The sequence below is a fragment of the Enterococcus sp. DIV1298c genome, assembly GCF_017316315.1.
In the GTDB taxonomy this organism is placed as follows: Bacteria; Bacillota; Bacilli; order Lactobacillales; family Enterococcaceae; genus Enterococcus_B; species Enterococcus_B mangumiae.
The window spans coordinates 24,080-36,285 of sequence record NZ_JAFLWG010000017.1 but is presented as its reverse complement, the minus strand read 5'-3'; the positions used below and the strand labels follow the sequence as shown (position 1 = coordinate 36,285).

At 39.1% G+C, this 12,206-nt stretch carries 12 protein-coding genes; 8 read left to right on the top strand and 4 right to left on the bottom strand.

The window, feature by feature from the left end:
- Positions 1–31: 31 nt before the first annotated feature.
- The 3 genes from JZO83_RS05170 to JZO83_RS05160 are packed head-to-tail and all read left to right on the top strand — an operon-like array spanning position 32 to position 3,417.
- Positions 32–1,801 carry a PTS mannitol transporter subunit IICBA gene (locus JZO83_RS05170; protein WP_207115137.1) on the top strand — a complete coding sequence of 590 codons (1,770 nt, stop codon included), beginning with the start codon at positions 32–34 and terminating at the stop codon, positions 1,799–1,801.
- A gap of 13 nt (positions 1,802–1,814) precedes the next feature.
- Positions 1,815–2,252, top strand: coding sequence for a PTS sugar transporter subunit IIA (locus JZO83_RS05165; RefSeq protein WP_206855271.1), 438 nt, complete (start codon positions 1,815–1,817; stop codon positions 2,250–2,252).
- 13 nt (positions 2,253–2,265) lie between these two features.
- A complete protein-coding gene (locus tag JZO83_RS05160) occupies positions 2,266–3,417 on the top strand; it encodes a mannitol-1-phosphate 5-dehydrogenase (protein ID WP_206855274.1) in 1,152 nt (383 codons plus the stop codon).
- 119 nt (positions 3,418–3,536) lie between these two features.
- Here JZO83_RS05160 and JZO83_RS05155 read toward each other — a convergent pair whose 3' ends face one another.
- The 3 genes from JZO83_RS05155 to JZO83_RS05145 all read right to left on the bottom strand — a co-directional run bounded on the left by JZO83_RS05155 (position 3,537) and on the right by JZO83_RS05145 (position 7,183).
- Positions 3,537–4,238, bottom strand: a complete 702-nt coding sequence (locus JZO83_RS05155) for a type 1 glutamine amidotransferase (RefSeq protein ID WP_206855277.1) — start codon at positions 4,236–4,238, stop codon at positions 3,537–3,539.
- Positions 4,231–5,583, bottom strand: a complete 1,353-nt coding sequence (locus JZO83_RS05150; RefSeq protein ID WP_207115136.1) for a Mur ligase family protein — start codon at positions 5,581–5,583, stop codon at positions 4,231–4,233. Before JZO83_RS05150 ends, JZO83_RS05155 begins: the two co-directional genes overlap by 8 nt.
- 199 nt (positions 5,584–5,782) lie before the next feature.
- A complete protein-coding gene (locus JZO83_RS05145; RefSeq protein WP_206855281.1) occupies positions 5,783–7,183 on the bottom strand; it encodes a TrkH family potassium uptake protein in 1,401 nt (466 codons plus the stop codon).
- A 360-nt stretch (positions 7,184–7,543) separates the two neighbouring features.
- Between JZO83_RS05145 and JZO83_RS05140 the strand changes: the two genes are divergently transcribed.
- From JZO83_RS05140 to JZO83_RS05125, 4 genes are all read left to right on the top strand, one after another.
- The gene (locus JZO83_RS05140; RefSeq protein WP_206855284.1) at positions 7,544–8,011 is read left to right on the top strand and encodes a hypothetical protein; all 468 of its coding nucleotides are present in this window, start codon (positions 7,544–7,546) and stop codon (positions 8,009–8,011) included.
- Complete coding sequence (locus tag JZO83_RS05135; RefSeq protein ID WP_207115135.1) at positions 8,008–8,787, top strand: DUF6681 family protein; 780 nt, start codon at positions 8,008–8,010, stop codon at positions 8,785–8,787. The genes JZO83_RS05140 and JZO83_RS05135 overlap by 4 nt, the downstream gene beginning before the upstream one ends.
- A gap of 205 nt (positions 8,788–8,992) precedes the next feature.
- Positions 8,993–9,562 (top strand): signal peptidase I, encoded by a 570-nt coding sequence (gene lepB / locus JZO83_RS05130; protein ID WP_206855288.1) that lies wholly within the window; start codon positions 8,993–8,995, stop codon positions 9,560–9,562.
- Positions 9,563–9,755: 193 nt separating this feature from the next.
- The gene (locus JZO83_RS05125) at positions 9,756–10,709 is read left to right on the top strand and encodes a peptidylprolyl isomerase (RefSeq protein WP_207115134.1); all 954 of its coding nucleotides are present in this window, start codon (positions 9,756–9,758) and stop codon (positions 10,707–10,709) included.
- Positions 10,710–10,843: 134 nt separating this feature from the next.
- Here JZO83_RS05125 and JZO83_RS05120 read toward each other — a convergent pair whose 3' ends face one another.
- A complete protein-coding gene (locus tag JZO83_RS05120; RefSeq protein ID WP_207115133.1) occupies positions 10,844–11,443 on the bottom strand; it encodes a class I SAM-dependent methyltransferase in 600 nt (199 codons plus the stop codon).
- A 178-nt stretch (positions 11,444–11,621) separates the two neighbouring features.
- Between JZO83_RS05120 and JZO83_RS05115 the strand changes: the two genes are divergently transcribed.
- A complete protein-coding gene (locus JZO83_RS05115) occupies positions 11,622–12,206 on the top strand; it encodes a thymidine kinase (protein ID WP_207115132.1) in 585 nt (194 codons plus the stop codon).

Below are 12,206 nucleotides of genomic sequence, written 5' to 3'. Positions count from 1 at the left end.
GGTTAAAGAAAGAGAAAAAGGAGCGGTTGAAGTGGAAAAGACGATGCCAAAAAATAAAATTTCATTCAAAGCAAAAGTACAAAAGTTAGGAAGTACCTTATCCAGTATGGTGATGCCAAACATTGGAGCATTGATTGCCTGGGGTGTCCTTACGGCATTATTTATTCCAGATGGCTATTTACCAAATGAAGCATTTGCTTCGATGGTAGGCCCGATGTTGACCTATCTGATCCCGCTATTGATCGGCTATACCGGAGGGAAAGTCATCGGTGGTGATCGTGGTTCAGTCGTAGGAGCCATCGCAACGATGGGTGTGATTGTCGGAACAGATATCCCGATGATGCTTGGTGCGATGATCATGGGTCCATTAGGTGGCTATGCCATCAAGAAATTCGATCAAATTTTTCAAAAGCATATCAAATCAGGGTTTGAAATGTTGGTCAATAACTTCTCTGCAGGATTGATCGGTTTTGCGCTAGCATTGCTTGGCTTTTCTGCCATTGGTCCAGTGGTCGATACATTGACGCAAGCGATGGCAACAGGCGTTGAAGCAATTTTAAATGCAAATTTGATTCCATTGACAAGTATTTTTATCGAGCCAGCTAAAATTCTATTTTTGAATAATGCGATCAATCACGGTATTTTGACACCTTTAGGCACAGAACAAGTAGCTTCCGCAGGACAATCGATCCTTTTCTTATTGGAATCAAACCCTGGACCTGGGCTAGGTGTATTGTTAGCTTTCACAATGTTCGGTAAAGGGGCAGCAAAATCTTCTGCACCTGGCGCAATCATCATCCACTTCTTAGGTGGGATCCATGAGATTTACTTCCCATACGTGATGATGAAACCGTTATTATTCTTATCAGTGATTTTCGGTGGGATGACAGGCAGTTTCGTTTTCCAATTGATGGATGCTGGATTACGCGCACCGGCTTCACCGGGTTCGATCATTGCAATTTTAGCAATGGCACCGCTAAGTGCATACCTACCAGTTATTCTAGGGATCGTCGCTGCAACAGCTGTTTCTTTCGGGATCTCTGCGGTCATTCTAAAAGCTGATGCAAAAGAAACCAGTGAAGACTTTGAAAAATCAGTTGAAGCGACTCGCCAAGCAAAACAGCAAGCCAAAGGAACTGGAACAGCAACTCAAGGACAACCCGCGCTTTCAGCAGTCAAAAAAATCATTTTCGCCTGTGATGCTGGTATGGGATCAAGTGCAATGGGCGCTTCCTTATTAAGAAAAAAAGTACAAGAGCATCACTTACCTCAAACAGTGACCAATCAAGCAATCAGTCAACTGTCTGATGAAGCAGACGTATTGATCGTCACACAAGTCGAGTTACAGGAACGGGCAAAACAAAAAGCGCCAAATGCTCATTTCGTTGCAGTTGAAAACTTTTTGAATTCACCAAAATATGATGAAATCATTCAAGCTTTAGGGAGTAAAGAAGAACAACAAGTCACGGAACAAGCCGCGCCTTCACCGGAAGATCTAGATTTAGCTGAACTTAAAAACGTCAAAGAGATTTTACTTGTTCATGATGATCGCTCCGGTTCTGCCACAATGGGACTATCATTACTAAAAGATATCTTGAAGAAAAACCAATTAGAGATTCCTTTGAAAAAAATCAATATCGATGATTTGACGGAACATCCGAACACGTTGATCGTATCAAAAGAATCGTTATCTGAGGAAGCACGTTCAGTGGCTCCGCATTCGCTTCATTTTTCTGTCGCAACAATGGTCAGCCCGCAAAAATATGAAACGATTGCTCATTATTTGAAAAAAGTAGCTTAGAGGAGGAAGTAAAATGTCTGAATTAGCATTTGATATGATCGAGTTGAATAAGTCTTTTGCAACAAAAGAAGAGGCAATCAGATACTGTGGTAGAAAATTAGTCGAAGCAGGTTGTGTCGAGGAACCTTATATTGACGCGATGGTGGAACGTGATGCAATGTTGTCTGTTTATATGGGGAATTTCATTGCGATCCCTCATGGAACAGATGAAGCTAAAACCTTTGTCAAAAAATCAGGGATTTGTGTGATCCAAGTACCAGATGGCGTCAATTTCGGGACAGAGCAAGAAGAAAAAATCGCGACCGTTCTGTTTGGGATCGCCGGAGTAGGAGAAGAGCATTTACAGTTGGTCCAACAAATCGCTCTATACTGTAGCGATATGGATAATGTCGTCCAACTGGCAGATGCGTTGAGTAAAGAAGAAGTCACACAAAATCTAGCAATTGCCTAAGGAGAGAAGAAGAATGAGAGCAGTACACTTTGGGGCCGGTAATATCGGCAGAGGATTTATAGGTGAGATTTTAGCAGAAAATGGCTTTGAGATCACATTTGTTGATGTCAATCAACCACTCATTGATGCTTTGAACAAACAAGGACGTTATAAGATCGAATTAGCCGATGAATCTAAAGAGCAGATCATCGTTGAACAGGTTCGAGGATTGAACAACCAAAAAGAGCCTGAACAAGTAATCAAAGAAATTGCGCAAGCAGATCTTGTCACTACAGCAATTGGTCCAAATATTTTACCATTCATTGCAGAGTTGATCGCAAAAGGTATCGAACAAAGAGAACAAGTGGGCAATGAGCAACCCCTAGACATCATCGCTTGTGAAAACATGATTGGCGGCTCACAGCACCTAAAAACGGAAGTATATAAGTACCTAACTGATAGTGGATTTGCGGATAAATGGATTGGTTTCCCAAATGCAGCAGTGGATCGTATCGTACCGATGCAACACCATGAAGATCCTTTATTCGTGCAAGTGGAACCGTTCAAAGAATGGGTCATTGATGACACTCAAAGAAAAAATAAAGAGATTTCGTTAGATGGCGTACTATACGTCAAAGACTTGGAACCTTACATTGAACGTAAACTATTCAGTGTAAATACAGGACATGCGACAGTGGCTTATACCGGTGCCTTATTAGGATATGCCACGATCGACGAGGCAATGCAAGATTCACTAGTTGTTGCTCAACTAAAATCAGTACTTCAAGAAACAGGAAGTCTACTTGAGGCAAAATGGGGCTTTGATAACAAACAACACGAAGCATATATTGAGAAGATCATCCAACGCTTCCAAAATAAATATATCTCAGATGCGATCACTCGTGTTGCACGAACACCTTTACGTAAATTAGGGTATCAAGAACGCTTTACTCGTCCCGTTCGTGAGTTACAAGAATACAATTTGACTTGTCCGCATTTGACAGCTACGATGGGCATCATTTTTAACTACTATGATCCAGAAGATGAGCAAAGTCGTCAGCTACAAGAGATGAAAGTCCAAGAGAACATGGAGCAGTTGATCCAAGAAGTCACAGGTATCCATGATCCAACGACCATCAGTAACATCAAGCAAAACGTGATGCGTTATGCGAAACAAGTCGCTTGATGATCAAGAAGATCGATAGGCGATAAAAGTAGACAGTGAAGAAACCTCCCAAAATATCTGAGATATTTTGGGAGGTTTTTAGCTGTTTTATTTTTTCCAGTTGATCATTCAGCACCTAATCATTTGATCGGGGCTGCGGCAACGGTTGGTAGATCAAGTTCTTTTCCATAACGATTCTCTAACGCTAAGCGAACCAGACGTTCTGCTAAATGCTCATTGCGGGCTAAGATCGGACCATGGAAATAGGAGCCGAAAACGTTGCGGTAAATGACACCTTCTGATTGATCTTCGCCATTATTGCCTTGACCTTTGACGATTTTTCCAAGTGGGCGTTCGCCTTCACCAAGAAATGTTCGACCATTATGATTTTCAAATCCATAATAAGTTTCGTTGAATTCTTCGTTGTGGATCACGATGTCACCGATAAAGCGATTATTCTCTTGGCTCAACGTATAATGATCCAACGCACTGATTCCTTGGATTTTTTCGCCGTTTGCGCCCATATAATAATGGCCAAGAAGTTGATAACCGCCACAAATGGCAAGGATCACACCATCATTTTCAATATAGTTGATCAATGATTCTTTCTTTTCTTGAATATCTTTTGAGATGATCATTTGCTCAAAGTCTTGACCACCCCCAAAGAACACTAAATCATATTTGTCTGCCTCAAAGGGTTCATGGATGCTGACGATCTCGGTGTGAGAAGTGACGCCCATTTTTTTGGCGATATATTGGAGCATCAATAGATTCCCGTTGTCGCCGTAAGTATTCATCAGATTCCCATAGAGATGGGCAATACGTAATTCATAGTTAGCCACGATTCATGCCTCCTTTGATAAAGCCTTGACTCGCTAATTCTTTTCGTAATTGTAAAACGGCTGTATATGTCGCTAAGATGTAGACATGGTCTGTCGGTAGTTGTTTGATTTTTTCAATGACTTCCGTCAATTCTTTTGATTGTGTCAATCTGTCTTCTGCGATACCAGCTACTTTCAAACGTAGTGCCATATCGGTGTGGCGATCACCACCAGCAATCACAGCAGGAATCTCCATCTCTGCAAAACGTTCGAATTCACCGTCCCAGATCCAGCTCACATCGATCCCATCTGCGTAGTTCGCATTTAGTAGGGCGACTAATGAGAATGGATAAGGCGCATGTCCCATCATATCGATGACTTGGTTGATCCCTACAGGATTTTTGACAAGGACTAATGTGCAAGATTTGCCGCCGATCTGGATCACTTCTTGACGACCAAATACTTTTTCATCGTAGCCTAAGCCTTGTCTGATTTTTTCTGGAACGACCCCATAATATTCAGCAACCGCTGTAGCCGCTAAAGCATTATAGACATTGTACATCCCACCAACTTCGATGCCATATTCGTTGCCGTCGATGACGAAATCAGCTGATTTATTGTCCATGCGTTTCATTTCTGTCAAACGATAATCCAGTTCTGGACGTTTGAAATCACAATTTGGACAGTAGTATTTACCTAAGTTTGCATAAGTGATCATTTTGTAATGCAAGATATGATGACATTTTGGACATAACACGCCATCTGTATTGTAGTGCGCCATCTGTTCGCGGTCTTCTTCGTGATCAAATCCATAATATTTTCTAGGATTGACTGTCTCAACTGAATTGAAGATCGGTGAATCGCCATTACTGATGATCGTCGCCTCTGGTGATTTTGCCGCACCATCAACGATCATTTTATAAGTAGTATAGATTTCACCGTAACGATCCATTTGGTCACGGAAAATGTTTGTGAACAAGAATAGCTCAGGTTTGATGTATTCAGTCACTCTACTTAGACTGGCTTCATCGATCTCTAATACTGCAAATTTCTTTTTCCCTTTTCCAGCTTTTGCTTGTAAAAAAGTTGAAACGATTCCTTGGACCATATTTGCACCAGTAGGATTCGTCAAGACTTCATCAAATTGTTGTCGTAAAATATTGACCGTCAAAGCGGTTGTCAACGTTTTGCCGTTTGTTCCGGTTACGACAACAACTTGATAGTCTTTTGCTAATGTATCTAAAATGTGAGGATCGATCGATAAAGCAAGTTTACCGGGTAAGCTTGATCCTCCCTTGAAGAATGTTTTTAGTCCCCATTGTGCGGTTTTACCAACTGCAATCGCAAACTGACTGCGTATTCCCATTATGTAACCTCCAAAACGTCATAATTACTAATAAATTCAACTAATCATACCATATGTTGAAAAAAAGGTTAAATTGCTTTGTCTTATTTTACAAAACTTTATATTGTTAGCAAAACAAAAAAGAAAGAAGCGAGAAAACGAATAATCATCGCTTCCTTGCTTCTTACCATCGTTTTTTCCGGACGAATCATAGGTTTGCTTAACCGATAATGATTTTCTCGGTCGGATATTCATAACCTAAATCTCGTGTTTCTTTTGGTACAAATAACATTAGTGTGTACAACATACCGATACGCCCAATGAACATCAAAGCACCGATCGTGATTTTACCGAGTGGCGATAGATCACCGGTGATACCTAGTGAAAGTCCAGTTGTTCCAAAAGCAGAAGTGACCTCCACGATAATCGAGATGAGCGGTTGCTTCTCCGTAGCGGAGAGAAAGAGGATACAGAAAAAGCACATCCCTAAGGAAAGCATAAAGACGACCACTGATTTTCGGACATCATCTTCATCGATTCGGCGACCAAAAATATTGATATTGTCTTCACTTTTCAAAAACGAGTAAAGATACAAACCAATGATCGCTACCGTCGTCGTTCGGATACCCCCGCCGACAGAACTCGGACTACAACCAATAAACATCAATAAAGAAAAGACGATCAATGTAGTGATTTGGAAGTCACCGAGATCATGGATCTGTAAACCGGCATTTCGAGTTGTCATGGAATAAAACATGGAATTGATCCACTGGACACTCGGATGCAAATCTTGGAACAGATGATTTTTTTCAAGTAAATAAATCAAGACAGTCCCACTTACGAATAAGATGACAAAAGCCAACACCGCAAGCTTCGTAAATAAGGAAAACCGAAAAGGAATCTTCGCTTTTGTTTTTCGATACAAAAGCCATTCTCTAAATTCCATCAATACTGGAAAACCGATCCCACCAATAAAAATCAGAAACATGATCATAAATAAAAAAGGGTAGTCATGTTCAAAGGGTTTGATCGAATCGCCAGTGATGTCAAAACCGGAATTGGTGACTGCAGAAATGGCTTGATAAAATCCATGGAAAACAGCCTCATGCCAATGATCAAAATAACCTCGCAGATAAAAATAGACTGAGAACAAGGCACCAAATAGTAACTGGAACCAAAGCAGTATGACAAAAGTGATCCGAATCAAACGAACGATACCAGACAAGCGTGGTTGGTTCATATCTGTCATGATCAATTGTCTCTGACGTAACGTGATCCGACGTTTAGAAAAGATAATAAATGCTGTTGAGATCATCATGATCCCGAGACCGCCTACCTGAAACAAGACCTCAAGTAAAATAATACCGTTATTGTTAAAAATCGCATGGATGTCAAATGTTGAAAGCCCCGTTACACTGATCGTACTGATCGCCATAAAAAGCATATCGATAAATGGAACGTGACTATCTGGGTTTCGAAAAAATGGGACGTAAAACAAGCCCAAAGAAATCAATGTCATTAAAATATAATAAAATACGATGATTTGGATAGAAGAAAAGTGACTAGAAGCGTATCTTTCGCTCCGCCTTCGCCATTTTCGAAAAAAAAGATTCAATTGCACAAATTCGATCCTCCTTGTTAAGTGTTTCTTCCAGTATACCGACATTAAAATAAATACACAAAGAAATAATAAAACTAAAATTTACCAGAATGTTAGTTATTGGAAAAGTCGCTTGTAATGAAGAGGATTTTGCTAGAAAACTTCGAAGGCAATCAGTGATATAATGAGAGTTATCAACAAATAAAAAGTGGTCTAATCACTTTTAAAAAGCTCAGCGAGTAAATCTACACAAAAGTTTCATGAAAAAATAAGAAAAAAATAAGAAATTTATGGTAAAACTAAAGAAGAACTGTGAGAAAAAATAAACTTTTGCCAGAAAATCAGGACTTTAAGGGCAACAAGAAAAAAGGATGAGAGAATATGCGGAAAGTAGCACCTATATTAAAGCCGATCGCTGTATTGACGATTTCGACGATTGTTGCTACCACGACAGGCATCGTTAATAGTTCTAGCTATCGTGCGCCAAGCCGTTCGACGACAGAGACTACCACGACTTCCACAAATGAAGGAGTAGGACAAACGACTGATACGGTGGAAACAACACCGACGACGGTCGAACAAGAAACAACTAATTCAACATATAATCAACACTCAATACCGGAAAGTTCGGTCAACGAGGGTGATTCAAGCTATACAACCGACTCGATACCTCAAAGCCAAGAAGAAAATGATATCGATTCACAGACGACACCAAGTGAAACAACACCAAGTAGCACAACGCCAAGCTCTTCTACACCAAGTGAAGGCAACATGAATGAAAATAATACACCTACAGAAAATTCAGCTGAAACACAGATGTATAATCAACAGGCAGGTGACGAAGAATGACGTTTATATTAGATATCATCAATGGGATACACAAGTTTTTAGGCTATTTAGATATCAGTCCTAAATATTTGAACCGAGGCTATACTGTATTAAGTGTGATTCCAACCGTCTATCTTTTACGAATTGTTTACGGGTTATGGCAAAAGCAAAACTATTTGCAATTCTTTTTATATGGATTAGGCTTTTTAGCACTTTTATACTTCACCGTTTTAAATGTGTTTTATTACTTTTTTGATAAAAACTCAAAAGCCGATGTGACCCAAGTGATCGTGAAGTATCTACCCGATGAAGCGTTCAATATCGAAGGGGAAACCGTTCGTGGGAATAACGGAAGCATCGACAAAGTCAACACGGAAAAAGCAAATGTTCTATTTGATGAAGACTACCAATTGAAGTTAGCAGAGAATATGCACTATTTGATTGAAAAAGGGGAAATCAGTGTCAATGAACTTGGACGGATGGACGGATTTTTGATCGATAGAAATACACTTTATCCGTATTATTACGTGAAAAAAGTCTCTGACAAAACCTATCAGTTAAGTATCGGTCGTAATTATTCCAGCATGGAAAAAGTCGGAACGATCAAGGTCGACTCTCCAGAAGATCATATTGAGCCAGTTGGCTTGTTCATTGCGGGTGGTGATTTCGTCAAAGATGGTCTTAGATACCACGAGCCTTATCGTTTGAAGTTGATCATCAAGAAAAATCAACCACAAGAACAAGAAGGTGAAGTCACTTATAGTCGAAGCCAACGAAGAAAAAAAGCTAAGATATAGTTTGGGATTCGCCCCATGAACGTTTATTCAGCTCTTGTACGGAGAATACAGGGTAAAGCACACTGCTTTCACAATACTAGGCTCATTATCGATACATGAGCTGATACTTATTCTTTCTTTTAATTGATAAAAACTGTAAAATAGAGAATAGTTAACAAGTAAATAAAAATAACATATGAATCTTTGATTAAATAGGAGGTACAGAGTGAAAAACTTTTTGAAAAATTGGGGCATCCTCATCGTTGTGTTAGCAGCCATCATCTTGGCAAGAGTCTATGTCTTTACACCAGTCACAGTCAGTGGTCACTCAATGGATCCCACATTACATGACGGACAACGTTTGATTTCATCAAAAATTTCAGATCTTGATCGTTGGGATATCATTACAACAAAAGAACCTGGGGACGAAGAACGGATGATCGTGAAACGAATCATTGGTATGCCAGGCGATACGGTAAAAATGGAAAATGATCAGCTATACATCAATGGGGAAAAGCAAGATGAACCTTATTTAGATGAGTACAAAAAAGAATTTTCAGAAGATAAACTGCAAGATGAATATTCGTATAATTCAGCCTTTCAATCTCAAGCTGAAAATTCTGAAACATTCACTAGTGATTTCGAATTCACTGTTCCTGAAGGACAATACTTGGTACTTGGGGACAATCGCTTGATTTCAAAAGATAGCCGTATGTTTGGGTTAGTCGATGAAGACTTGATCCAAGGAAAAGTCGTTTTCCGTTATTGGCCATTGAATAGAATCAACATTATTTAAAAAAATTTAGAAGAGCGTGGAACGAACGACTAGGGCATTGATAACCCTCAGATGTTTGTCCACGCTCTTTTTAGTATGCACACTGATTTTAAAATTTCGATAAGATTGACTCATCTTCAAATTTTGTTCAAAAATTACATATAAAGTAATAAAAGAATCAATGTAATTATAAATAGTTAATAGGAGTGACCGCATGAAAAAATTTATTTCAGTATTAGCCGTATCATCAGGATTAGTTTTATTTTCTGCATGTACACCAAATTCGACAAATCAAGCCGCAGTGACCTATAAAGGGGGTACGATCTCAGAACAAGAATTGGTCGACCAATTGAAAAAAATAAATGGTGCAGAAACAGCCGTCCAAAATTTGATCATTTTCCAAATTTTTGAAGAAAATTATGGCGACAAAGTTTCAGCTGAAGATGTGGAAAAAGAATACAACGATAGTAAAGAAGCACTCGGTGATTCCTTTGATTCTCAATTGAAATTAGCCGGATATACGACTGAAACTTATAAAGAAGAAATAAAAAAAGGATTAGCTTATAAAGCAGGTCTACGAGCAAATGTCGATTTGACTGATGAAGATCTTAAAACAGCCTGGGAATCCTTCCACCCAGAAGTAGAGGCGCAATTGATCAAAGTAACGAGTGAAGATGACGCCAAGGAAATCAAAAAATCACTTGATGATGGTGGCGACTTTGCGAAAATAGCGAAAGAAAAATCGACGGATGAAGCGACAAAAGAAAATGGTGGCACCATCACCTTTGATTCGCAGTCCACAAGTGTGCCGACGGAAGTCAAACAAGCGGCATTCAAGCTTAAAAATGAGGAAGTGTCTGATGTCATCACCGCAGTCAATTCCTCTACGAATGCAACGGAATATTATCTAGTGAAAATGGTCAAGCAACAAGAAAAAGGCAATGATATGTCGAAATATAAAGAAGAACTAGAAAAAATAGCAACAGAGACAAAAATAGCAGATCCAACATTCGTACAAGAAGTTGTGCGTAATGAATTGAAAAAAGCAAATGTTAAAATCAAGGATGAAGATTTCAAAAATGTATTAAGCGGGTTAATGACAGAACCATCAACAAGCGGAAATTCAACCGATGCGTCCACAGATTCTTCAACAGAATCGTCAGACTAGTTGATCCTCGCGATGACAACATTCAACTTAGGAATGTATATATAAATACGCAAAAAGCCGAAAATATAAGAAATTATTTTCGGCTTTTTGAGTATTGTTTAGATATTTCGATTTTTCCTCTGAATAAAAAATCCCTATTCTTTGTTAGCTATTGCTAAAAACAAAGAAGCATCTTGTTTCATAAACAGTTTTTTTCCGTGATGGAATGTTTGGATAGAAATTGAGTTGAATCCAGCGAGTTTTAATTGTTCGCTCAACTCCTCATGGTCAAAGCCATTATGGACTTTTGGATGTTGGATGTTTTCGTTCTTATCGAAGTCAACGATATAAAGTTTTCCACTTGGCTGAAGCATGTGAAAAAGCTGTTTTAAAATGACATTCGTTTCTGGAATATGCAACAAGACTAAAGATAGTAGAAGGATATCGGCTTTCTCTTCCGGTAACTCCATTGTGGCATCCACTTCGACCGTTCGCACATTTGCTTGATTTGTCTCTTTGATTTTTTTGTCAGCCATTGCCAACATTCCTGCGGCTGAATCAATGATGATCAGTTCTTTAAAACATGAGGCAAGAGGTAACGTGACGAGACCAGTTCCTCCACCGTAATCGATCAATTTCTGGTCATGAGTCTGTTCAGAAAATTCTTTTTCAATCGCTGAACGAATCGTGGCTGCTAATTGGATTCGTTCGGGGGTATCATAGTGGTTCGCCATTTGGTGGAATATTTCGGACATAAGTGTCCTCCTTTATTTTTCATTCGATTATACCAAAAGAATCGCGTCTGAGTTCTTTTTCTATAATATAAATTTGGCTATTTCTTCCATAGAAAATCCCTTTCAAAAATTCTCACTGTAAAAATGATTTAAAATCAAGTATAATACCATAGGAACAAACTGGAAGGTGAATGAGGACATGGCACAACTATTTTTTAAGTATGGCGCAATGAACAGCGGCAAGACAATCGAGATTTTAAAAGTTGCACATAATTATGAGGAACAAAATAAACCGGTTGTTTTGATGACCAGCGGAATCGATACGAGAGATGGCGTTGGCGTAGTTTCAAGCAGAATCGGCCTGAAACGTGAAGCAATCCCTATTTTTGAAACGACCGATGTATTTAAAGTCATCCAACAGATGGAACATCCACCATACTGTGTGTTGATCGATGAAGCGCAGTTCTTAACAAAAGGACATGTCTTAGCATTCACGAGAATCGTTGATGAACTAAATATTCCGGTGATGGCATTCGGATTAAAAAATGATTTTAGAAATGAATTATTTGAAGGATCGAAGTATTTATTGCTTTATGCAGACAAAATTGAAGAAATGAAAACGATCTGCTGGTTCTGCCATAAAAAAGCAATGATGAATTTACACTATATAGACGGAACACCGGTATACGAAGGCGACCAAGTCCAAATCGGCGGAAATGAAGCCTACTATCCAGTATGTCGGAAACACTATTTTCATCCATTGATGATCACAGAAGGAGATTAA

Coding starts and splice junctions, on each gene's coding strand:
- JZO83_RS05165 (WP_206855271.1), top strand. CDS start 1,815: ATGTCTGAATTAGCATTTGATATGATCGAGTTGAATAAGTCTTTTGCA.
- JZO83_RS05160 (WP_206855274.1), top strand. CDS start 2,266: ATGAGAGCAGTACACTTTGGGGCCGGTAATATCGGCAGAGGATTTATA.
- JZO83_RS05150 (WP_207115136.1), bottom strand. CDS start 5,583: ATGGGAATACGCAGTCAGTTTGCGATTGCAGTTGGTAAAACCGCACAA.
- JZO83_RS05140 (WP_206855284.1), top strand. CDS start 7,544: ATGCGGAAAGTAGCACCTATATTAAAGCCGATCGCTGTATTGACGATT.
- JZO83_RS05135 (WP_207115135.1), top strand. CDS start 8,008: ATGACGTTTATATTAGATATCATCAATGGGATACACAAGTTTTTAGGC.
- JZO83_RS05125 (WP_207115134.1), top strand. CDS start 9,756: ATGAAAAAATTTATTTCAGTATTAGCCGTATCATCAGGATTAGTTTTA.
- JZO83_RS05120 (WP_207115133.1), bottom strand. CDS start 11,443: ATGTCCGAAATATTCCACCAAATGGCGAACCACTATGATACCCCCGAA.
- JZO83_RS05115 (WP_207115132.1), top strand. CDS start 11,622: ATGGCACAACTATTTTTTAAGTATGGCGCAATGAACAGCGGCAAGACA.